Here is a 21,302-nt window from a genome sequence, read left to right as displayed (position 1 = left end):
TTCATCGCGAGCAAGCTCACTTCGACCGGGCGGCCCGCACGATCAGCCAGACGGCTCCCGCGATCGCAGCAGCGACACCGACGCCGACGGCCGCCAGCCCGATGGGGTTCTCCTCGGTGGCGATGCGGATGCGCTTGGACACGTTGAACTTGTCCTGGATCGCATCGAGCGCCGCGACGAGTTCTGCCCGGGCCGCACGCACGTCTGCTTCCGGATCGGGATTCGAATTCAGGCTCGGATTCGGGTCCGGGACACCAACCGGCTCAGTGGTCATAGTCGCCCAGCCCCTTCACCGCGTTCACGTCTTGTTTGATGCTCTCGATGGTCTCCGTGGGCGCCGGAGGCATGCCCCGCCTGAAGACCATCACGCCGATCAGGGCGACGATCGCCGCGAGGATCAGCAGGCCGGCGGCCACGATCAGCGCAGCCGCCCAGGCGGGCAGAGCGACGGCGATCCCGAGAACGGCCGCGGCGACGAGCGTTCCGACCATGAAGAACAGCAGAACCGCCGCAACCAGGAACAGCCCGACGCCGACACCGACATTCATCGCTTTGCGGATGAGCTCGGCCTTGAGCTGCGCCAGCTCCGCCTTGAGCAGCGCGACCACCAGGCCGGGCAACTCCCGCAGCAGCTGGATGAGCGAGCGTCTGTCGCGCGGCTGCGTGCCCCCGGACATCAGGAGGCCTGCCCGCCAGACTCGGCTGAGCCGCTCGACGAACCGTCCGACGTGGATGACGAAGCCGATGACTCGCTTGACGGCGCGTTACCGCCCGACCTGGAGACGGCGCGCTTGACGCCTTCCGTCACCACTGCCCCGAGGTCGCTCATGCGATCGGAGGCGTAGTCCTGAACCGTCTGCCTCTGCTTCTGCACGGTGGGCGAGTCCCAGAAGCTTCGCGCCACCGACTTGATCTGCTCGTACCTGCGTCGTCCGGCGCGAGTGCCGAGAACGTACCCGACCCCCAGTCCGACGACGAAGAGAACCTTGCCTCTCATTGGTGTCCCCCGCCCCTCGCTGCGTTCAGTCTTCGGTCAGCATGTTCCAGCGTAGTGCTCGAACGCGTTCGGCTGCCTTGCGGGCATCCGGCACCACCGAAGCAAGCCCTGTGCCGGTGATCCACGACCCCGTCACCTCGAGTCCGTCCACCTTCCCGACGGCCTCGAGCACCGAGTCGATACGTTCCCGCTCCCCTTCCGCCGCAACGGGAAGAGCGTTGGTCCACCGCACCACGTCCGATGCGACGACACTAGATTCCGCAATCGGAATATTCAAGAGGGCCGACGCATCGGCGAGCGCTCTTGCACGGATTTCCTCGGGGCGCAAGCCCCTCAGCGGACTCGGTGAACCGGCCCTGCTGTAGGACAGCCGCAGCACGTGCCGCCCCTTCGGGAGCTGCTCGGCGACCCATGGCCACTTGGCGGTCACGTGCGTCATCGCCTTGGCCGCGACCTTCGTGGCAGGAACCGTCTCGGCGACGAGCAGGCCCGTTCCCCTCGGCGCCGCATCCAGCCGATCGTCATCGACGACCAGCGTGACGATGTCGACCGTCGACGGCGCAGGCCATTCGAGTTCCGCGAAGGGTGCGAGCGAGTCGGATGCCTGTGCCATCAGCCTCAGAGCCGTATCGGCCGGCACCGCCACCACCACGACATCCGCATCGAGCATTCCGCCGTCGGAGAGTCGCACCTTCCAGCGCCCCGCCAGGGGCGGCTTGTCACCTGCGTCACCGGTTACAGCTTCGCCGAACACCGAGTCGATCGAGGCGGCGATCTGATCCTCGAGGCCTGGCTCGCCGTCCTCAGCGACCTCCTCGTCGGGTGCGTCCGCGGGACGCACCGCCACTACGGTCACGCCCGTGCGCATCACGGCGCCGCGTGCGACGGCATCCTCGGCGAGCGCGTCGATCAGTCGGGCCATGCCGCCGCGAATGCCTCCGACCGCGGAGCCGGCCTTCGACGCACCCCGAAGGGTCGAGACCGCCCCGGAGAGCGAACCGGCCCTGGTCATCGCCTCATTGAGCCCTGGTGCAGCGACCGCGACGTCGATGTCGTACGGCGACGCCGAGTACACCCCTGTCGTCACGGGGGCGACGAGGTTGTCGACCACTGCACGCCCCATGCGGCGTTGCACCAACCGGCCGAGATTGCGCTCCTTGCCGATCTTCATCGGCGGGAAGAGTCGGTCGTAGTAAGCGCGGAAGGCGGCCCGCCAGCCGATCGCCGCGATCACGTCCTCCGCGAGCGGCGAGCTCGGTATGCCGAGGATGCCGGCCTTCGGAGTAGGCACGGCGCCGCCGGGCAGCTGCAGCCAGGCTCCGGCCGCGAGGGGCTCGACGACCTCGTCGCCGAGGCCCAGTTCGCCGAGCAGCTCAGCGACATGACCCCCGCGGGTGGCGAAGCTCTCCGCTCCGGCATCCAGTCGGATGCCAGCCAGCTCGTGCCGCGCGACACTTCCACCGAGCTCGGAGCGGCCCTCGACCACGGTGACCTCGAACCCGGGGCGTGCGATCTCGCGAGCCGCCACCAGCCCGGCCGCGCCACCGCCGATCACGACGACGCGCGTCGGGTTCTCGAGAACGGAACGGGCGAAGTCCTCTGCCGAATCGCTCATGCCGCCAGTCCGTGAACGAGCTCGACGATGCGGGTGAGCACGGTCGGGTCGGTCTCCGGCGGCACACCGTGACCGAGGTTGAGCACGTGCGATGGCGCGCTGCGGCCACGCTCCACCACGTCGCGCACGTGGGCCTCGATGATCGGCCACGGGGCATCCAGCAGCGCGGGGTCGATGTTGCCCTGCAGCGGCACGATGTTGCCGAGACGCCTGCTGGCCTCGTCGAGCGGCACCCGGTAGTCGACGCCGACCACGTCGGTGCCGATGTCGTGCATGGCCCTCAACAGCTCGCTGGTGCCGACGCCGAAGTGCACGATGGGCACGTTGCGCTCGACCGGGGTCGACGAGACGGGGTCGGATGCCCGCTCCGGGTCGGGGAAGGCGAGATCGCGCACGTAGGAGAGCGCCCGCGCCGACGCGGGGGCGACGTGTCGTGTGTAGTCGTCGAGCGACAGCGCACCCGCCCAGGAGTCGAACAGTTGCGCCGCGCTGGCGCCGGCGAGCACCTGGGCGCGGAGGAACGTGCCCGTGATGTCGGCAGCCCACGTCATGAGGGCGTGCCAGGCATCCGGATCGGCGTGCATCAGGGTGCGAGCGCGGATGTGATCCTTCGACGGACCGCCCTCGACCAGGTAGGCCGCAAGCGTGAACGGTGCACCCGCGAAGCCGATGAGCGGAATGTCGCCCAGCTCGCCAAGACCCGCGACCGTCTGCCGGACTCCTTCGGCGATCGGCGCGAGCGCCTCGGGCTCGAGGGTCGGCAGCGCGGCGACATCCGCAGCGGTGCGAACGGGGGCGCCGAGCACGGGTCCCTTGCCCGGCACGATGTCGACACCGACGCCGGCGAGCTTGAGCGGCACCACGATGTCGCTGAAGAAGATGCCGGCGTCCACTCCGTGCCTGCGCACCGGCTGCAGCGAGATCTCGCTCGACATCGCCGGTTCGAGGCAGGCGTCCAGCATCGCGGTGCCGATGCGCAGCTCGCGGTATTCGGGCAGCGAGCGCCCTGCCTGACGCATGAACCAGACGGGAAGCACGTCGGGCCGCCGCCCGGAGTACGCGGTGATCAAAGGGGAGCGAGAGGTGCGGCCGTCGACGAGTGGATGCTCGGCGCCGAGTGCACCTTCGCGTGTCGTCTGCTCCGTCTCGGGTGCGGCGTGCGGCTGCGAGGGGCTGAAAGTCACGCTCTCGATTCTCACACCTGCACCTGAACGGGGCGCGGCGAGCGCCTGTCCGGACATCGGCTCTGGCACCGGCTCGGGCAGTGGCTCCGCGCGCCGGCTCTGTACACCGGCCGATACGAGGCAGCATCGCCGACCCGGGCGGCGCCCGGCCTGCGCGACTGAGGCAGGGGGCGCTGCGTCCTGGCGTCCCGATTGCGAGCTGCGTTCGTACCGACCGGCGGTACCTGGGCGTCGGACGTCGCGACGACCGGCGCAGCGTCTTGGTGAACTCGGAACTCCGCTCGCCGAGACACTTCAAAATGAGACTTTCTCAGAATCGTACTCGCATTGGCACCGGGTGACAGACCTCCATTCAGGGGATGTCTCCTGCTGCTCGATCGGGGCCGCCATGGTCCCCTGGCATGGTCCGCGCTCACAGATTCGTCGGCGTACCATCGAACCCGTGCTTCTCTGCTTCACCGCAAGCCACCGCACGGCCGATTTCGAGCTTCTCGAGCGGCTCGAACGGCACGCGGGCGACGTCGACGCGGCACTGCGAGAGCGCACGGATGCCTTCGCGGGCGCCGTCGTCTTGGCCACGTGCAACCGTTTCGAGACCTACCTCGATGTGACGGATGACGCCCGTGCGCATGCTTCCGAACTCGTGCTCGACACCGTCAGCGCGATCACCGGCGTTTCCCACGACGATCTCCAGGCGTCGACCGCGGTCGTGCACGAGGGTGCCGTCGCCGATCACCTCTTCTCCGTGGCGAGCGGACTCGAGTCCCTCGTCGTCGGCGAGGGCGAGATCGCAGGGCAGGTGCGGCGGGCACTCGAGACGGCGCGTTCGCACGGCAGTGCATCCCGTGATCTCGAGAGGCTGTTCCAGAACGCATCCCGCGTCTCGCGCGAGGTCAAGAACGGCACGAAGGTCGGCTCGGCCGGGCGGTCGATCGTTCGGCTCGCTCTCGAGCTGGCGGAGAGCCGCATCGCCGACTGGTCGAGCGCGCGCATCCTGCTCGTCGGCACCGGCAACTACGCGGCCGCGAGCCTGAAGGCCCTGCGGGACCGTGGCGCAGAAGACGTTCGGGTGTGGTCGCGCACCGGCAGGGCTCAGGCGTTCGCCACCAAGCACGGCATCGAGGCGGTCGAGCGCGACGGGCTCACCGAAGCCGTCGCGACGTCCCAGCTCGTCGTCACCTGCAGTGTCGCCCCGACGGTTCTGCTCGATCGCGAGCTGGTCGAGCAGGCCAGCAGGCGCGACGACGCTGTGGTCCACCGCCTCATCGTCGACCTGGGGCTCCCACGCAACGTCGACCGCGACGTCACCTGGGTCACCGGCACCGAACTGCTCGACCTCGAGACCATCGGGTTGCACGCGCCGCTCGAAGACTTCCAGGCCACAGACCGCGCGCGCTCGATCGTGAGCAACGCCGCGGCGGAGTTCGCGGCGAAGGGCGACGAGCGCGCGGCCGAACCCGCCCTGGTGGCCCTGCGCAGTCACGTGCTGGGCCTTGTCGAGGCCGAGGTTGCCCGTGCGCGCGAGCGCGGGGATGCCTCGCAGCAGACCGAGGCAGCGCTTCGGCACCTCGCTGGTGTGCTCCTGCACACGCCGTCGTTGCAGGCGCGAGAGCTCTCCCGCGACGGTGATGCCGACGCCTTCGTGGCCGGGGTCGCCGCGGTGTTCGGGCTCGATTCGGACGCGACGCCAAGCCTGCGTATCGTTGCTGACGAAGGCCGAGCATCCTGAGCCGGTGACGACGGAGCACGACGACCTGCACGATGAGGAGACAGGGCGCATGAGCACGGAGACGGGCACCACGCACGGCGATGCCGGGTTGCTGGCACTGCCGTTCGAGACGCGCGAGCTGAGGACCGAGCGGCTCCGGCTGCGGCCCCTCACGAAGAGCGATCTCGAGCACCGCAGCGAGAACTACCAGACGCGCACCGACGTCGTGCGCTACCTCCGCTGGGAGGTGCACGACCACGACGAGCCTGCGAAGAACCTCGAGAAGCGCATCGCGCTTGACCGGCTCGCCAACGACGGCGACGGCCTCATCTTCGCCGTCGAGCTGTGCGCGACCGACGACTCCGACGACCACAGGACGATCGGTGACGTGAGCCTGTTCGTGAAGAGCGCCAAGGACGCCCAGGTCGAGATCGGATGGGTCTTCCACCCCGCCGTCCACGGTCGCGGCTACGCGACCGAGGCGACGAAGGCCCTCCTGGGCGTGGCGTTCGGCGAGCTCGGAGCACACCGGGTGTACGCGGAACTGGATGCCGCCAACGAGGCCTCCGCCAGGCTGTGCGAGATTCTCGGGATGACCCGGGAGGCCCTGCTGCGCGAGCGGGACCACCTCGACGGCGACTGGCGCGACGTGGCCATCTTCGGCCTGCTCGACCGCGAGTTCACGGCGGCGGAGAACGCCTGACCTGTAGCCCTGCCGTCATCGCGTGCCTCGCTGCCAGCCGGCTACCGACGCGATAGACCAAGGGCATGACGGACTCTGCTGCCCAACGCCCGCTGGCACGACGACTCGACCCCGATCGTCGCTCGATCGGCGCGACGAGCTTTCTCGTCGTCGACGTCGCGGCGACGGCTCTCTTCGGTCTGGAGGGAGGCCTCACCGCCACGGCCTCGGGGCTCGACATCTTCGGCATCGCCATCATCGGGTTCGCCACAGCGCTTGCGGGAGGCATCCTGCGCGACGTTCTGCTCGGAGACCTGCCGCCCGCCGCGTTCGGATCGCCTGCGCGCATCGTGGCGGCCCTGCTCGCCAGCGCCCTCGCCTATGCGCTCGACGTTGCTCACATCACGTTGCCGCACGAGGCCATCCTCATGGTCGACGCAGGCGCCCTCGCCCTCTTCGCGGTGACCGGAGCCGAGAAGGCGGCGGTTCGGGGATGCAACCTCTGGGTGGTCACCCTGCTCGGCACCGTGACCGCGGCGGGCGGCGGGGTGCTGCGCGACGTTCTGCTGAACAGATTGCCGCTCATCCTGAACACCGATGTCTACGCGACGGCCGCGGCCGCGGGCTCGCTCGTCGTCGGCGTCGCGCTGCGGTTCAAGTGGAAGCCCCTGCCGGCGATGGCGGCCGGTTTCGCGGTCTGCCTCGTGCTGCGCGTGCTCGCGATCCTGCTGCACTGGGAGCTGCCACGGCTCGACGGATGACCGGGGTCGCGTGAACGCGATGGCGCGTCGCTCGGGCGAGCCCCCGTCGTGCGACGCCACTTCTGCTGCACGATGGGGGCATGAGCGATCAGCAGGGGTTCCCCGATCCGTTCGGGGATGACGGCAGTTCGGGTAGCGGCACCGGGGGCGGTGGGCCGGAGGGTCCGAACAACAGGCGGGGCGTCCGCGGGCGCACGATCGCCATCATCGTGCTCTCGATCGCCGTCGTGGTGCTGATCCTCGTCGTGGCATCGCTGGTGTTCGCCGAAGGGACGAAGATCCAGCCCACCGCCAGCCCCATCGTCACGCCGACCGAGCCGAGCACCAGCCCGACTCAGAGCCCGACGCCCACTCCGACGACGACGGATGACTCGCACAGGTGCACCGTCGACGACCTTTCGGTGACCCTTGGCCAATTCAACGGAACGGCGGGCAGCGAGTACGTTCCGATCCAGTTCACGAACACCTCATCGTCGTCGTGCGAGCTGCACGGATTCCCGGGCGTCTCGTTCGTCGGCAAGGGCAACGGCACCCAACTCGGTGCAGCGGCGGACTGGGACACCTCGAAGCCGATCGTGCAGAACACACTTCAGCCGAACGCCACGGTCGTCGCGAACCTGCAGATCGCCTTCGCGGGCAACTACGACGCATCGGAGTGCCAGCCGCTCGCAGCCGACGGTCTGAGGATCTACCCGCCGCACTCGACGGAGTCGGCCTTCGTGAAGACGACCAACCAGACGGCGTGCCAGAACTCCTCGGTGCACCTGCTCACGGTCACCACGCCGGTCGCCCCGCAGAAGTGAGTCGTTGAGGCGCGACGGGTTCTCCTGAGAGACGAACGGGAAGACGGGCGGGCACCCGGCGATCTAGTGTCGTGACATGGAGAACGCCAAGACGGCCTTCATCATCGGCGGAACGGGTCAGATCGGTGCAGCGGCCGCGCGACATCTCGCGGAGGCCGGCTGGTCGGTGCTGATCGGGCATCGCGGGGTGCACGAGGGCGACACCTCGCTCGCGGAGCTCGACGTCACCAGCGTGCGCGTCGATCGGGAAGACACCGAGTCGCTCATCCAGCTTGCCGACGGCCACGATCTCGTGCTCGACACGGTTGCCTACGAGCCGAAGCACGCCGAGCAGCTCGCCCAGCTCTCCGGGTCGGTCGGCTCGATCGTGGTCATCTCGACCGGCGCGGTCTACCGGGATGCCCAGGGTCGCAACATCGACGGCGCCGCCGATGAGGCGCAGTTCCCGCGCTTTCCGGTCCCACTCGATGAGGAGCAGCCGACCGTGACCGATGGGCCGCCGACGTACGGCGTGCTCAAAGCCCAGCTGGAGCGTGCGCTGCTGGATGTCGAAGACCTGCCGGTGAGCATCCTTCGTCCCGGAGCGGTGCACGGGCCGTTCAGCGAGGCGCTGCGCGAGTGGTTCTTCATCGGTCGCGTTCGAGACCGGAGGAAGCACGTGCTGCTGGCCTATGACGGGCAGAGTCGGTTCAATCCGACATCCACCGCCGCCATCGCCGAGCTCACCAGACTCTGCGGCGAACGGCCAGGCAAGCGCGTGCTCAACGTGGCGGACGACGACGTGACGGTGACCGACATCGCGCACGCTGTGCTCGACGCGATGAGAGCGGACATGGAGCTGATCACCCTGCCCGGGGCACCAGAAGGCGGCGTTGGCGGCACTCCGTGGTCGACGCCGACGCCCGTCGTTCTCAGCATGGCGCGCGCCCGTGACGAGCTCGGCTTCGAACTGCCCGCTCCTTACTGTCGTTCGGTGCGCGACGACATCGAGTGGATCGTGGATGTCGTCGACGGCGCGAAGCACAGGCAGCTCGGCTGGCGCGACCTCTTTCCTCACCTGGTGCGACGCTACGGCGCGGATGCCTGGTTCGACTACGCAGCGGAGGACGCGTACCTCGGTTCAACCGCTGGTTGAGGAGCACGCGGGAGGGTCACGCCACGCCCAGGTAGGCCTCCTTGATCGCGGCGTCGTCGAGGAGCTCGCGACCCGTGCCCGTGTGGGTGATCGTTCCGGTCTCCAGAACATAGGCGCGATGTGCACGAGCCAGCGCCTGGTTCGCGTTCTGCTCGACCAGGAGGATGGTGGTTCCCTGCTCGTTGATCTCCGTGATGATGCGGAAGATCTGCTTGATGAACTGTGGAGCGAGCCCCATCGACGGCTCGTCGAGCAGAAGCAGTCGAGGCCGTCCCATCAGAGCACGGCCGATCGCGAGCATCTGCTGCTCGCCGCCCGACATCGTGCCGCCCACTTGGGTTCTGCGTTCCTCGAGCCGGGGGAAGAGCGAGAAGACGCGCTCGAGGTCCTGCTTGATGCCCGCACGGTCCTTGCGCCCGTACGCGCCCATGTCGAGGTTCTCGTACACGGTCATCCCGGGGAAGATGCCGCGGCCCTCCGGCGCCTGCGAGATGCCCATCGCCACCCTGGTGTGCGCTTTCACCTTGGTGATGTCGCGGCCGTCGAACGAGATCGACCCCTTTGTCAGGTTGAGCAGCCCGGAGACCGCCTTCATCGTCGTGGTCTTGCCCGCGCCGTTCGCACCGATCAGGGTGACGATCTCCCCCTCCTCGACCGTGAAGGACAGGCCGTGCAGCGCCTCGATGCGGCCGTACCCGACGACGACATCCTTCAGCTCAAGCAACGTCGTCATCAGGCTCTCCCAGGTAGGCCGAGATCACGCGCGGGTCGGCCCGCACCTCGGCGGGCGATCCATCGGCGATCTTCTTTCCGAACTCGAGCACGACGATGCGGTCGCACACCCCCATCACGAGACGCATGTCGTGCTCGATGAGCAGCACGGTGTATCCGTCAGCACGGATGGTGCGGATGAGGTCCATCAGCTGGTCCTTCTCGTGCGGGTTGAACCCTGCAGCCGGCTCGTCGAGACACAGCACCTTCGGGTCTGTCGCGAGCGCACGCGCGATCTCGAGCCGGCGCTGGCTGCCGTACGGCAGGTGCCGCGAGAGGGTGTTCGCCGACTCGGCGATGCCGACGAACTCCAGAAGCGCGAATCCGCGCTCGACGGATGACCGTTCCTCGCGGTAATGCCTGGGGCTCCGCACCAGCGCGCCGGGCACGCTCGTCTTGTGCCGGGCATCCAGGCCAACCACGACGTTCTCGAGCGCTGTCATCTCGCCGAAGAGCCGCACGTTCTGGAACGTGCGTGCCAGGCCGGCCCGCGTGATCTTGTGCTGCTTCTTGCCCTTGATCGACTGCCCCTCGAGCAGCACGTCTCCGCTGGTGGGCCGGTAGACGCCGGTCATCGCGTTGAACGCCGTCGTCTTGCCCGCGCCGTTGGGGCCGATCAGGCCGAGGATCTCACCTCGATTGATGTGGAAGCTGACGTCATCGAGCGCCGTGAGGCCCCCGAACTTCACCGTGACGGCCCTCACCTCGATGATCTTCTCGCCGACGTCGACCGCGATGGTGCGCTCGGATGCCGCGGCCTCCGCTACCTCTTCCTCGACTCCGGCCTCGGCGAGCACAGCGGCGTTCTCTGCCGCGCTCGGCACGTCGGCGTCGTCCTCCGCAGACGGCTCCGGTCCGATGTCGGTGAGGTCGGCATCCTCCGGCCCCCGGTTGGGCACAGGATGCGGAACGGCTCCGACGCCCGGATCGTTCTCGATGGGAACGCGCTCCGGCCGCTCGTCGCGCGGGTCGTCGGTGCCCGCGCCGTCGCGTGGGTCGCTCATTCCGAGCCTCCCTTCGCCGTCCCTGTGCCACCGCTCTGGGCCCCGCCGCCCTGGATGCCGCTGGTACCCACGCCGCCGGTTCGGGCCGCGACAGCTTCGCGTTCGGCCTGCTCGGCCCTCGCCGCTCTCAGCTCGCTCACCCTGTCGGTGGCGGCTCGCGCGTAGGTGAGCAGGTGCGCCTTCGCCGCGACCAGGCCCTGCGGACGGAAGATCATCAGCACGATGAGCGCCACGCCGAAGATCAGGTACTTGTAGTCGGCGATCGCGGTGAACCGCAGCGGGATGTACGCCACGATGGCTCCGCCGAGGATGGCTCCCACCTTGTTGCCCGATCCGCCTAGGACCACGGCCGCGACGAACAGGATGGACGTCGCCACGTCGAACTTCTGGTTGTTCACGAACCCTACCTGGCCTGCGAAGAGCGCACCGGAGAGACCGCCGACGCCCGCGCCGATCGCGAACGCCCACAGCTTGAACCTGAACGTCGGAACGCCCATGATCTCGGCCGCGTCCTCGTCTTCGCGGATGGCGATCCAGGAGCGGCCCACCCGGCTGCGCTCCAGGTTTCCGACGAGCAGCAGGATGATCACGATGATCGTCACCGCCAGCCAGTACCACGGAGTGCCGTTGGAGACGGAGAAGATCGGCTGGCCGTTCGCACCGGTCCCCGGCGGATGCCCGACCTCCTTGAACCCGACCTGGCCGCGCGCGGCGGGGATGATCGTGGCGAGGATGCGGATGATCTCGCCGAATCCGAGGGTGACGATCGCCAGATAGTCGCCGCGCAGCCGCAGGGTGGGCAGGCCGAGCGCGACCCCGAACAGCATCGCGATCACGATCGCGAGCGGCAGAGTCCACAGGTAGGGGATGTGGATCAGCGTCGAGTCGGGTGACGTGAAGAACGCCGCCGTGTACGAGCCGATCGCGAAGAACGCGATGTACCCGAGGTCGAGCAGACCGGCGAATCCGACCACGACGTTCAGGCCGACGGCCACCAGCGCGTACACCGCCATCTGGAAGCACGCGATCGGGAAGTTCGTGCCGGGTTCGGTCGTGATGAGCCACGGATCGGCCACCGGCAGGTAGTACACCGCAGCGAGCACGATGAGCAGGAACAGCCACTGCTGCCAGCGCGCCATGCGGTTCCACCACCGCCGCACCCCGCCGAAGGGTCGCCTGCGGCCGTCGAACGCCTCGTGCGCATCGATCTTCTGATCCACTCGCGAGGTGGGTACGGGAACCTGCTCGCTCATGCGCGACTCCTTCCCAGCGTCTGTCCGAGGATGCCTTGAGGTCTCACCAGCAGCACCAGCACGAGCACGATGAACGCGACGACATCCGTCCACTGCGAATCGCCGAGCAGCAGCTGACCGTAGTTGCCGATCACGCCGAGCAGCAGGCCACCCAGGAGCGCGCCGCGCACGTTGCCGATGCCGCCGAGCACGGCGGCGGCGAACGCCTTGACGCCCAGCACGAAGCCGCCGTTGAAGATGACGCCGCTCGGTACCTTCATCACGTAGAACAGCGCAGCCGCACCGGCGAGGATGCCGCCGATCACGAACGTCGTCACGATGATGCGGTCCTTGTTGACGCCCATCAGCGTCGCGGTGTCGGGATCCTGGGCGACTGCGCGGATGCCGCGGCCCACCCTGGTGCGTCGGATGTACTGGTCGACGCCGATCATCATGACGACCGCCGCGATCACGATCGTGAGCTGCTGGCTGTCGATGATGGCCCCGAACACCTGGAAGATCGGCGTCGGGATGAACATCGTGACCGCCGGCTCCGCATTGCCGCCACGGATCAGGAAGATCGTGTACTGGATGGCGAACGAGGCACCGATCGCCGTGATGAGGAACGCGAGCCTCGACCCACCCCTTCGGCGAAGCGGTCGGTACGCGACCCGTTCGACGATGAACGCGGTGGCGACGGAGAACACCATGCCGACGAGCATGGCGAGGATGAGATTGAAGATGATCGCCCAGATCGAGAGGTTCGGAGGGTTCGGCCCGAAGCCGAGGCTCGTCAGGGTGAAGACCACCCCGTAGCACCCCATGATGAAGACCTCGGAGTGCGCGAAGTTGATGAGGTTCAGCACGCCGTAGACGAGCGTGTACCCGAGGGCGATCAGCGCGTAGATGGCGCCGAAGGTGAGGCCGTCGAAAGTGGCGGGCCAGAAGTTCTGGAGAAGCGACGTGACGTCGAAGTTGATCCAGGAGTTGTCGGTGTGGACGGATGCCGGCAGGACCGCCGACAGGGAGAACAGGGTCGCGAGCATGTGGTTCTTCCGGTGACGTCGAACCTCGACCGCGTCGTCGGGGCTCGGTTGTTACAGGTCAAGCATGGTCGCGCCGTGGGGCGGAGTGCGTCCGCCCCACGGCGCGGCTCGATATGGCTGCCCCGTCTAGCCGATCACACCGACCGAGACGATCTTGCCGTTGTCGACCTTGTAGCCGTACACCGTCGACTTGGCCAGCTCACCGGTTGAATCCCACTGGTAGTGCTTGCTCAGACCATCGGCGTTGTAGTTCTTGACCCAGCTCTGGAGCTTGCTGCGGTCGGTGTTGCCCTTGTCGATGCCTGCGAGCAGGATGGTCGCCGAGTCGTAGCCCTCGACCGAATACGTTCCCGGCGCCGCGTTGAACGCCGACTGGTATTGGTCGGAGAACGAGGTGATCAGCTCGCCGGGGATGCACGGGCAGGTGAAGTACGCGTTGTTCGACGCGTCACCCGCGAGCTTGATGAACTGGTCATCCTTCACGCCGTCCGGGCCGACGAAGGCGCCCTTGTAGCCCTTGTTGACGAGCTGCTGGTCGAACGGCGCACCCTCCGCGTAGTAGCCGGAGTAGAAGACCGCGTCGGGCTTGGCGTTGACGATCTTGCTGACCGTCGCCGAGAAGTCCTTCTGACCGGTCGTCACCTTGTCGGTGCCGACGACGTCGGAGCCGAGCGCCTTCTGGATGGCGTTCGACAGGCCGATGCCGTAGTCGGAGTCATCCTGAACGACGTAGACCTTCTTGTCCTTCAGCTCCTTCGTGATGAAGGTCGAGGCGGCCGGGCCCTGCACGTTGTCGTTGCCGAGTGCACGGAAGAACGTCGTCCAGCCGTTCTGGGTCAGCTGCGGGTTCGTGGCCGACGCGGTGATGTGCACCAGGTCCGCCTGCTGGAAGATGCCGCCGGTGGCCTGGGACTCACCGGAGAACGGGAGACCGACGACGCCGATGATGTCCTTCTCGTTGACCGCCTGCGTCACCACGCCGGGAGCCTTGCCTGGGTCACCCTCGGTGTCGAACTTCTTGAAGGTCACCTGACAGCCGGGGTTCGCCTTGTTGTGCTGGTCGATCGCCAGCTGAACGCCGTTGTAGATGTTGATGCCGAGCTGGGCGTTGGCGCCGGTCTCCGCGCCGATGTAGGCGATGGTGAGACCGCTCGGGCACTTGGCATTGCCGTCGCCCGCCGGGAGCACGGCGTCCTTCGGCACGGTGATCGATGTTTGAACGGGCAGGTCCACTTTGCTCGCTCCGCTGGTCGATCCTCCGGTCGACGCCTGGTTCACGCATCCTGCGGTGAGGAGCGCGACCGCTGCTGCCGCGGCCACCGCCCCGATGATCCTCTTCGATCGCATCTTGTATTGCCTTTCACGTCGTTGAAGGGGGGTGTCAGACCCCTGCGTTGCACGGTTGCAATGTCCTGAACGCTAGACGACGGTCAAAAGGCGACGCAATGAAAAGTTCGCGTCTTGCCCCAAATCTTTACAAAGTGCTCATACGCGTGCAACAGGTGGTACGCCGAGGAGGGACCGGCACCATCTCCAGAACGCAACACGCTCCACAAGGCGGGGGCTCCGCCGTCGCCGAACCAAACCATCCACTCCGCCAACCGCGGCACGCCGGGCGGGGACCGGCGCCATCCCCAGAACGAAACACGCTCCACAGGCGGGGGCTCCGCCGCCGCCGAACCAACCCATCCACTCAGCCAACCGCGGCACGCCGGGCGGGGACCGGCGTGCAAAACAGGTCAGTGCACATACTCCAGCAGGTCGCGGCCGACCGCGCGCATGCCGTCTAGCACGCCGAGCCGCGCAACGAGATCGGTGTCGTCGTAGTGCGTCGACACCGCGTAGGCGACGCCAGCGCGGGGGCCGCGGAGCACACCGACCTCGCTTCGGACACCGAGTTCGGACCCGGTCTTGTTCATCAGCAGCACGCCGTGATCCGGAACGCGATGTGCGAGCGGGTCGAGGCCGAACGCGCTCGCGACCATGGAGAGGTCGTAGTTGAGCGAGAGCCAGCCGACGACGCGCTTGCTGGTGCGCGCATCGACAACCTCGCCCCTCGCGAGCGCTGAGAAGAGCCAGGTCAGCTCTTTGGCGCTGCCGACGGAGAGCTGCGGGGCGTCGTCAGGACCGCGATGGTCGCGCACCAGGTCGAGCAGCGCGGTGCGGGTGAGGCCGAGCTCCTGGGTGCGTGCACCGACCGAGTCGAGGCCGATGCGGCGCAGCAGCACGTTGGTGGCGAGGTTGTCGCTGGTGGCGCCGACCAGCGCAGCGAGGTCGGCGAGCGGGAGCGACGGAACCGCGAGGTGCTGCCAGATGCCCGACGAGCCGACGGCGTCGGTGTGCAGCCGGTCGACAAGGCTGAGCGGGCTGGTCTCCCTGGACTCGAGCCGAGCCGCGACCTCGACGAGCAGCAGAACCTTGCCGATCGACGCTGTCGGCATCACCACGTGGTCGTCCACCGAGAACAGCACGGCACCGGTCGCCAAGTCGACGGCACGGGCCGAGACCTGCACGCCTGCCAGCGCGAGCTCGCCGAGTGCGGTGAATCCCCTCGTGAAGCTGTCACCCGTGTCGCGCCCGCGGTGCTTTCCGCGGCGCGGCGTCATGTGCCGGGCGCGACGCTCGGAGCTTTGCACGGGGGAACTCACGGTGTGGTCATCCTGGTCGGGAATCAGCGCTGGAATCGGACACCTCGTACCCCCTGCGGGGCATCCGACGATGTCTCCATCAAACCACGCGCAGGAGGGTGCTCATGACGCCTGCGCCACCCTCGCGGCATTCTCAAAAATGGGTCAGCAGTCGTCCCGAAGAACGCGGCACTGCGGATGTCACCAGATGGTGACGCGCTGGTCGGGGTCGAGCCACGCGGCGTCCGTCGGCTGCACGTCGAAGGCGTCGTAGTAGGCGTCGATGTTGCGCACGATCTGGTTGCACCGGAACTCGTTGGGCGAGTGCGGATCGATCGCGAGCAGCCTGATCACCTCGGCGTCGCGGCTCTTCTGCTGCCAGGCCTGCGCCCAGGAGAGGAAGAACCGCTCGGCGCCGGTCAGCCCGTCGATGACCTCGGGCTCTGCTGCGGCCAGCCCGGACCCCATCGAGGAGTCGAGCGAGATGAGGTAGGCCTTCCAGGCGATGCCCAGACCGCCGAGGTCGCCGATGTTCTCGCCGATGGTGAGTGCGCCGTTCACGTGGTGGTCGGGCACCTGGGCCGGAGCGAGGGCGTCGTACTGCGCGATGAGCGCGTGCGTGCGCTTCTCGAACGCCCGGCGGTCCGCCTGCGTCCACCAGTCCTGCAGCTTGCCGTCACCGTCGAACTTCGAGCCCTGGTCGTCGAATCCGTGGCCGATCTCGTGACCGATCACCGCACCGATGGCACCGTAGTTCGCCGCGTCATCCCGATCCGGATCGAAGAACGGGAACTGCAGGATGGCCGCGGGGAACACGATCTCGTTGAAGCCGGGGTTGTAGTAGGCGTTGATCGTCTGCGGGGTCATGAACCACTCGTCGCGGTCGATCGGCTTGCCGATCTTGCCGAGCTCGCGGTGGAACTCGAACTCCGCGGCCCTTCGCACGTTGCCGATCAGATCCGTCGGGTCGATCAGCAGCGCCGAGTAATCGCGCCACTTGACGGGATAGCCGATCTTGGGCGTGAACTTCGACAGCTTCTCGAGGGCGCGGCTCCTGGTGCGCTCGCCCATCCACTCCAGCTTGGCGATCGACTGCCGGTACGCCTCGATGAGGTTGCCGACGAGGATGTCCATGCGTCGCTTCGACTCCGGCGGAAAGTGCCGCTCGACGTACACGCGACCGACGGCCTCGCCCATCGCGCCTTCGACCAGCGAGACGCCGCGCTTCCACCGTTCGCGGATCTGCGGGGTTCCGGTGAGGGTGCGCCCGTAGAAGTCGAAGTTCGTGCTGACGAAGTCTGCGCTGAGGTACGGCGCCGCATCGTGCAGCACGCGCCACCGCAGCCAGTCTCGCCACTGCGACAACTTGTGCTCGGTCAGCAGCGACGCGAGACCTGCGGTGAAGCCCGGCTGTCGCAGAACGACCTCGTCGAACGCGGCCGACGGCGCACCGAGGGCTTTCGCCCAGATGTCGAGGTTCACTCCCTGTGCGCACGCGATCGCGTCGTTCCAGCCGAACAGGTTGTACGTCTTCTCGCTGTCGCGGCTGGCGACGTTGTCCCAGTGCTGGGCGGCGATCTCGGTCTCGAGGTCGAGCACGTTCTGAGCGCGACGCGGGGCATCCGTGATGTCGGCCAGCTCGAACATGCGCTGCACGTGTGCGACGAAGGAATCGCGGATGGCGGCGAACCGCTCCTCGCGGTAGTAGCTCTCGTCGGGGAGCGAGATGCCGCCCTGCTCGAAGAACACCAGGTAGCGGTCGGGGTCGCCTGGATCGTTGTCGACGAACAGCTGGTAGAAGCCGCTGAGGCCGCTCTTCTCCAGCCGACCGATGGTCTCGAGCAGGCTCGGAATCGAGCTCACGTTGCCGGCGAGCGCCAGGCGGGACTGCACGGGTGAGACGCCGAGCGCCTCGACTCTCTCGGTGTCCATGAAGCTGGTGAAGAGGTCGCCGAACTTGCGGGCGTCCGAGCCCTCTTCGGCACCCTGCGCGTCATCGATGATCTGCCGAACGGCCCGCTCCGACTGCTCGGCGAGCAGCATGAACGATCCCCAACGCGCCTTGTCCGCCGGAATCTCGGTGCGCCCGATCCAGCTGCCGTTGACGTGCCTGAAGAGGTCGTCCTGCGGGCGCACGCTCGGGTCGAGCTCATCCATCAGAACACCGGATGCCTGTGCATCCGGTCCGCCCGCGGGCGTCGTGGGCTCGGCGTCATCGTCAGGCTGCTGCAGCGCATCGCTCATGCCATCAAGACTACGGCGCGAGCCTGGCTCTCAGCCCTACTCCCATTCCCTCCTGCGCTGCTCGTCCCACTCTCCGAGCAGCTCGGGTAGGCGGTGCTGGATGAACCGCATGAAGTCGGCCATCTCCTGCACGCGCTGGCCGGCATCCGACTCGATGCCTCCCACCGCGTCGACGGCGGCCTCGCTCATCGCGACCATCGCGTCGAAGATGCGGCCCTCCGCCATCGACGCGGCATACCAGGCGTTGTGCGGCAGCACGTAGAGGTCACGGCGGCTGCCCGCGATCGACACCCGGTTGAGCATGGCGAGGGTCTGCAAGTAACGGACGGCACCCGAGATGGCTGCGGCACTGGCATCCAGTCGCTCCGCCAACTCGGCGGCAGTGAGTCCCGTCTCAGCCGCGGTGAGCGTCATGAGCACTCTCGCAGGCATGCGGGGAAAACCGGCGCCCGTGAGCAGCGCTGCGGCGCGTTCGACGTACTCCCGCACCTGCTGCTCGTCACGCGCCACGTTTCCTCCCCCTCTATTCTGCCGGTCCCGCGCCGCTCCCCCGTCTGTGCGGGAGGAGCGGCGCGGGCGCCTGCGGTCAGCCGTTGGACACGAGGCCACGTCTGGTGAAGATCGCACCCGCGGCGACGAACGCCACGATCGCGATGCCGATCAGCCACCAGGTCCCGCTCCAGTCCGCTGTGGAGAGCGGCGGAACCGGCGTGTGAGCCGTCGGCGCGATCTGCCGCACCCAGTCGGGGAGGTTCAGCAGGCTGCCGAACTCGCCGAGCACCAGCCCGAAGCCGAACACGATCCATCCGACGGGAATCGTCGCCTTCGGCAGCACGGCGAACACCAGGGCCGTCACACCCATGTAGACCGCGACGGCCGGAAGCTGCGCGATCGCCAGCACGATCGTCTGGCCGACGAGGTTGGTGTCGATGTTCGCGAGGGCGAGACCGGCGACAACGCCGGAGATCAGCAGGATGACCGCGGAGGCCACCAGCCCGACGACCACGTACGACACGAACCACTGCAGCTTCGAGACACCGGTCGACAGCACGGTCTCTGCCGTCGTCGCCGCCTCTTCTTGCCGGAGCCGCATCGCGGTCTGCACAGCTGCTCCCGCGACGACCAGCCCGATCAAGGCGATCATCACGCCGATGAACACCTCGAACACGGTGCCGTGCCCTGTGCCCATCTCCTTGATGGCCTTCGACACGTCCGCGTTCTGGCTGATCGTGTCGTTCAAGGTCTTGCCAAGGCCGCCGATCGCCGCAGCGCCCAGCACGGCGCCGATGCCCCAGCCGATGATCGAGCCGCGCTGCAGACGCCAGGCGAGTCCGATCGGACCGCCGAGCACCGCTGACGCCGTCGCCCTGCCCAGTCGCGCAGCGACCAGTCCGGCTCCGGTGTCACGCGCGTTCTGCAGCAGCACGGCGATCACGACGAGCACGACGGCGAGGGCGAGGCTCAGGAATCCCGGCCACCAGAGGTTCTGCGTGTACGGCAGCGTGCGTAGGGCCCAGCCGATCGGGCCGAACCAGATCGCAGCTCCCGGTGTCGCGTGCAGACCGTCGCTCGACACCTTGCCGGCAGCGTTGCCCGCCGCAGCGAGCACCCAGAACAGCCCGATCGCGGCAGTGCCCCAACCGTTGGCGGCGCGCGAGGTCGAGAAGATCTGCGCGAACAGCAGGCCGATCGCGAAGAACGCGAGACCCGTCGTGGCAAGCGCCCAGCCGAGCACGATCGAGCCGTACGGGTCGTATCCGGTCGCCATCGCAGCGAGAGCCCCGAAGAGCCCGACGGCGATGTTGGCCATGACGGCGAGCATCAGCGTCGACCCGGTCATCGACCCGCGCGACGCTCGCGTGGCGAGCACCAGCTCGGTGCGCCCGGCCTGCTCATCCGCTCGCGTGTGACGAACGGCGAGGAAGGTGTTCATGAACCCGACGAGGATGCCGAGGTAGGCGCCGATCTCCATGATGAAGAACGCGCCGGCCGAGGCGCCGTCCGGGTCGCCACGCAGGGCGAGCAGGGTCGGATTCGTGGCGGCGAGACGCACGACATCCGTGCGCAGCGCCTCCGTGTTGTAGGTCGACGCGAGGGCGGCGGCGACGAACAGCACGCTGAACGCCATCACGACGACCCAGACGGGGACCAGGATGCGGTCCCTGCGCAATCGGAACCGCAGGAGTGCGGCGGTCACATTCATCGGGACACCTTCTCGAGCGAGCTGTCGGCCGCGCTGATCTCGTCGCCGTAGTGGCGCAGGAAGAGCTCTTCGAGCGAAGGGGGCGTGATGGTCAGCCCCTGCACGTGCAAAGAGCCGAGGCTGGGAAGGATGGATGCGACATCCGAGCTGTCCACCGTGAAGTGGATGCGGTCGGATGCCTGGGTCACGTCGTGCGCGAAGGGGATCGCCGCGACCGCGGCGACGTTCACGCCGTCGTCGGCGAACGACACCTCTGTGCGGGTGAGATGACGCAGGTCGGCGAGGCTGCCGGACTCGACCGCCTTGCCCGCGCGGATGATCGTCACCCGGTCGCAGAGCGCCTCCACCTCGGAGAGGATGTGGCTGGAAAGCAGGATGCTTGCGCCATCCTCCCTTCGAATGCGTGCGATCTCGTCGGAGAAGACCGCTTCCATCACGGGGTCGAGTCCGCTCGTCGGCTCGTCGAGGATGTAGAGCCGCGCCGGCACAGCGAACGCGGCGATCAGCGAGACCTTCTGGCGGTTGCCCTTCGAGTACGTGCCGGCCTTCTTGCGGGGGTCGAACTGGAACGCCTCGACCAGCCGTGCACGGCGCTGCCGGTAGTCGTCAGCGCGCGTGTCTGCGCCGCGCAGCCGCGCGATGAGGTCGATGGTCTCGCCGCCGGAGAGATTGGGCCAGAGCGCGACGTCGCCTGGCACATAGGCGATGTCCTGGTGCAGGCTGCTCGCCTTGGACCAGGGGTCTTCGCCGAACACGCGCGCCTCTCCGCCGCTGGAGCGGAGCAGGCCGAGCAGCACGCGAATCGTCGTGGACTTGCCTGCACCGTTCGGTCCGAGGAATCCGTGCACCTCTCCGCCTGCGACCGTAAGGTCGAGACCGTCGAGAGCGTGCACGCGACCGAAGCGCTTCTGCAGGCCGCGGGTTTCTATCACTGAGGTCATGAGCGTGACGCTACGCCCGATTCACAAATTTGTGAATACTCCTAACGGATTCCTTACAGGACCCGCCCGCCCTGCGGGCCCCTGCGCCGCCCTCGCCAGGGTGCGCGGCCCGCGGTGGGCGGCCCACCCTGCGCGGTCTGCGGTGGGCGGCCCACCCTGCCCGGCTCGCGGTGCGCGGCTCGCGGTGCGCGGCTCGCGGTGCGCATAACTCCTGCAGATCGCCGGCGGCAGCATACCGCCGCCTTGGAAACACCGGGTAGTACCGCGGCGGCTACCACGATCTGCAGGAATTATGCGCAGGAGGGTGGGCCGGGGAAGGCGCAGGAGGGCGGGTGGCGAAAGGACGGGT

General features: G+C 67.8%; 20 protein-coding genes. 5 read left to right on the top strand and 15 right to left on the bottom strand.

The window, feature by feature from the left end:
* Positions 1–16: 16 nt before the first annotated feature.
* From ACYVDN_RS13245 to hemE, 5 genes are read right to left on the bottom strand one after another with little or no spacing between them, the layout of a single operon-like run.
* The gene (locus ACYVDN_RS13245) at positions 17–274 is read right to left on the bottom strand and encodes a hypothetical protein (protein WP_460572401.1); all 258 of its coding nucleotides are present in this window, start codon (positions 272–274) and stop codon (positions 17–19) included.
* The gene (locus ACYVDN_RS13240; RefSeq protein ID WP_460572399.1) at positions 264–677 is read right to left on the bottom strand and encodes a phage holin family protein; all 414 of its coding nucleotides are present in this window, start codon (positions 675–677) and stop codon (positions 264–266) included. Before ACYVDN_RS13240 ends, ACYVDN_RS13245 begins: the two co-directional genes overlap by 11 nt.
* Positions 677–997: a hypothetical protein gene (locus ACYVDN_RS13235; protein WP_460572397.1), complete on the bottom strand. Its 321-nt coding sequence runs from the start codon at positions 995–997 to the stop codon at positions 677–679. Before ACYVDN_RS13235 ends, ACYVDN_RS13240 begins: the two co-directional genes overlap by 1 nt.
* 25 nt (positions 998–1,022) lie before the next feature.
* Positions 1,023–2,612, bottom strand: coding sequence for a protoporphyrinogen/coproporphyrinogen oxidase (locus ACYVDN_RS13230; protein WP_460572395.1), 1,590 nt, complete (start codon positions 2,610–2,612; stop codon positions 1,023–1,025).
* A complete protein-coding gene (gene hemE, locus ACYVDN_RS13225; protein WP_460572393.1) occupies positions 2,609–3,853 on the bottom strand; it encodes a uroporphyrinogen decarboxylase in 1,245 nt (414 codons plus the stop codon). The genes ACYVDN_RS13230 and hemE overlap by 4 nt, the downstream gene beginning before the upstream one ends.
* Before the next feature lie 385 nt (positions 3,854–4,238).
* Here hemE and ACYVDN_RS13220 point away from each other — a divergent pair, with 385 nt between their 5' ends.
* The 5 genes from ACYVDN_RS13220 to ACYVDN_RS13200 all read left to right on the top strand — a co-directional run bounded on the left by ACYVDN_RS13220 (position 4,239) and on the right by ACYVDN_RS13200 (position 8,885).
* Positions 4,239–5,525: a glutamyl-tRNA reductase gene (locus tag ACYVDN_RS13220; RefSeq protein WP_460572391.1), complete on the top strand. Its 1,287-nt coding sequence runs from the start codon at positions 4,239–4,241 to the stop codon at positions 5,523–5,525.
* A 4-nt stretch (positions 5,526–5,529) separates the two neighbouring features.
* A complete protein-coding gene (locus tag ACYVDN_RS13215; RefSeq protein ID WP_460572389.1) occupies positions 5,530–6,207 on the top strand; it encodes a GNAT family N-acetyltransferase in 678 nt (225 codons plus the stop codon).
* 65 nt (positions 6,208–6,272) lie between these two features.
* A complete protein-coding gene (locus ACYVDN_RS13210) occupies positions 6,273–6,947 on the top strand; it encodes a trimeric intracellular cation channel family protein (RefSeq protein WP_460572387.1) in 675 nt (224 codons plus the stop codon).
* 80 nt (positions 6,948–7,027) lie between these two features.
* A complete protein-coding gene (locus tag ACYVDN_RS13205) occupies positions 7,028–7,750 on the top strand; it encodes a DUF4232 domain-containing protein (protein ID WP_460572385.1) in 723 nt (240 codons plus the stop codon).
* A gap of 76 nt (positions 7,751–7,826) precedes the next feature.
* On the top strand, positions 7,827–8,885 hold the full coding sequence (locus ACYVDN_RS13200) for a Rossmann-fold NAD(P)-binding domain-containing protein (RefSeq protein ID WP_460572383.1): 1,059 nt from the start codon (positions 7,827–7,829) through the stop codon (positions 8,883–8,885).
* Between the two features lie 16 nt (positions 8,886–8,901).
* On the opposite strand, the gene ACYVDN_RS13195 is transcribed toward ACYVDN_RS13200, so the two are convergent.
* The 10 genes from ACYVDN_RS13195 to ACYVDN_RS13150 all read right to left on the bottom strand — a co-directional run bounded on the left by ACYVDN_RS13195 (position 8,902) and on the right by ACYVDN_RS13150 (position 20,953).
* Positions 8,902–9,618: an ABC transporter ATP-binding protein gene (locus tag ACYVDN_RS13195; protein ID WP_460572381.1), complete on the bottom strand. Its 717-nt coding sequence runs from the start codon at positions 9,616–9,618 to the stop codon at positions 8,902–8,904.
* Positions 9,602–10,453 (bottom strand): ABC transporter ATP-binding protein, encoded by an 852-nt coding sequence (locus ACYVDN_RS13190; protein WP_460573515.1) that lies wholly within the window; start codon positions 10,451–10,453, stop codon positions 9,602–9,604. Before ACYVDN_RS13190 ends, ACYVDN_RS13195 begins: the two co-directional genes overlap by 17 nt.
* 203 nt (positions 10,454–10,656) lie before the next feature.
* Positions 10,657–11,799, bottom strand: a complete 1,143-nt coding sequence (locus ACYVDN_RS13185) for a branched-chain amino acid ABC transporter permease (protein WP_460573513.1) — start codon at positions 11,797–11,799, stop codon at positions 10,657–10,659.
* Between the two features lie 110 nt (positions 11,800–11,909).
* Positions 11,910–12,938 carry a branched-chain amino acid ABC transporter permease gene (locus tag ACYVDN_RS13180; RefSeq protein WP_460572379.1) on the bottom strand — a complete coding sequence of 343 codons (1,029 nt, stop codon included), beginning with the start codon at positions 12,936–12,938 and terminating at the stop codon, positions 11,910–11,912.
* A 126-nt stretch (positions 12,939–13,064) separates the two neighbouring features.
* A complete protein-coding gene (locus ACYVDN_RS13175) occupies positions 13,065–14,285 on the bottom strand; it encodes a branched-chain amino acid ABC transporter substrate-binding protein (protein ID WP_460572376.1) in 1,221 nt (406 codons plus the stop codon).
* Positions 14,286–14,677: 392 nt separating this feature from the next.
* Positions 14,678–15,574: a serine hydrolase gene (locus ACYVDN_RS13170; RefSeq protein WP_460572374.1), complete on the bottom strand. Its 897-nt coding sequence runs from the start codon at positions 15,572–15,574 to the stop codon at positions 14,678–14,680.
* Between the two features lie 192 nt (positions 15,575–15,766).
* The gene (locus ACYVDN_RS13165; RefSeq protein WP_460573511.1) at positions 15,767–17,722 is read right to left on the bottom strand and encodes a M13 family metallopeptidase; all 1,956 of its coding nucleotides are present in this window, start codon (positions 17,720–17,722) and stop codon (positions 15,767–15,769) included.
* 123 nt (positions 17,723–17,845) lie between these two features.
* Positions 17,846–18,319 carry a GbsR/MarR family transcriptional regulator gene (locus ACYVDN_RS13160; protein WP_460572372.1) on the bottom strand — a complete coding sequence of 158 codons (474 nt, stop codon included), beginning with the start codon at positions 18,317–18,319 and terminating at the stop codon, positions 17,846–17,848.
* 76 nt (positions 18,320–18,395) lie between these two features.
* A complete protein-coding gene (locus ACYVDN_RS13155) occupies positions 18,396–20,012 on the bottom strand; it encodes an ABC transporter permease (protein ID WP_460572370.1) in 1,617 nt (538 codons plus the stop codon).
* A complete protein-coding gene (locus ACYVDN_RS13150; RefSeq protein ID WP_460572368.1) occupies positions 20,009–20,953 on the bottom strand; it encodes an ABC transporter ATP-binding protein in 945 nt (314 codons plus the stop codon). Before ACYVDN_RS13150 ends, ACYVDN_RS13155 begins: the two co-directional genes overlap by 4 nt.
* Positions 20,954–21,302 lie beyond the last annotated feature (349 nt).

The sequence above is a fragment of the Humibacter soli genome, from assembly GCF_054779035.1.
This window is presented reverse-complemented; position numbering and strand designations above follow the sequence as displayed.

Bases quoted from the DNA above. Each gene is read 5' to 3' on its own strand.
- ACYVDN_RS13245 (WP_460572401.1), bottom strand. From the start codon at position 274: ATGACCACTGAGCCGGTTGGTGTCCCGGACCCGAATCCGAGCCTGAAT.
- ACYVDN_RS13240 (WP_460572399.1), bottom strand. From the start codon at position 677: ATGTCCGGGGGCACGCAGCCGCGCGACAGACGCTCGCTCATCCAGCTG.
- ACYVDN_RS13235 (WP_460572397.1), bottom strand. From the start codon at position 997: ATGAGAGGCAAGGTTCTCTTCGTCGTCGGACTGGGGGTCGGGTACGTT.
- ACYVDN_RS13230 (WP_460572395.1), bottom strand. From the start codon at position 2,612: ATGAGCGATTCGGCAGAGGACTTCGCCCGTTCCGTTCTCGAGAACCCG.
- hemE (WP_460572393.1), bottom strand. From the start codon at position 3,853: ATGTCCGGACAGGCGCTCGCCGCGCCCCGTTCAGGTGCAGGTGTGAGA.
- ACYVDN_RS13210 (WP_460572387.1), top strand. From the start codon at position 6,273: ATGACGGACTCTGCTGCCCAACGCCCGCTGGCACGACGACTCGACCCC.
- ACYVDN_RS13205 (WP_460572385.1), top strand. From the start codon at position 7,028: ATGAGCGATCAGCAGGGGTTCCCCGATCCGTTCGGGGATGACGGCAGT.
- ACYVDN_RS13200 (WP_460572383.1), top strand. From the start codon at position 7,827: ATGGAGAACGCCAAGACGGCCTTCATCATCGGCGGAACGGGTCAGATC.
- ACYVDN_RS13195 (WP_460572381.1), bottom strand. From the start codon at position 9,618: ATGACGACGTTGCTTGAGCTGAAGGATGTCGTCGTCGGGTACGGCCGC.
- ACYVDN_RS13185 (WP_460573513.1), bottom strand. From the start codon at position 11,799: ATGGCGCGCTGGCAGCAGTGGCTGTTCCTGCTCATCGTGCTCGCTGCG.
- ACYVDN_RS13180 (WP_460572379.1), bottom strand. From the start codon at position 12,938: ATGCTCGCGACCCTGTTCTCCCTGTCGGCGGTCCTGCCGGCATCCGTC.
- ACYVDN_RS13175 (WP_460572376.1), bottom strand. From the start codon at position 14,285: ATGCGATCGAAGAGGATCATCGGGGCGGTGGCCGCGGCAGCAGCGGTC.
- ACYVDN_RS13165 (WP_460573511.1), bottom strand. From the start codon at position 17,722: ATGGATGAGCTCGACCCGAGCGTGCGCCCGCAGGACGACCTCTTCAGG.
- ACYVDN_RS13155 (WP_460572370.1), bottom strand. From the start codon at position 20,012: ATGAATGTGACCGCCGCACTCCTGCGGTTCCGATTGCGCAGGGACCGC.
- ACYVDN_RS13150 (WP_460572368.1), bottom strand. From the start codon at position 20,953: ATGACCTCAGTGATAGAAACCCGCGGCCTGCAGAAGCGCTTCGGTCGC.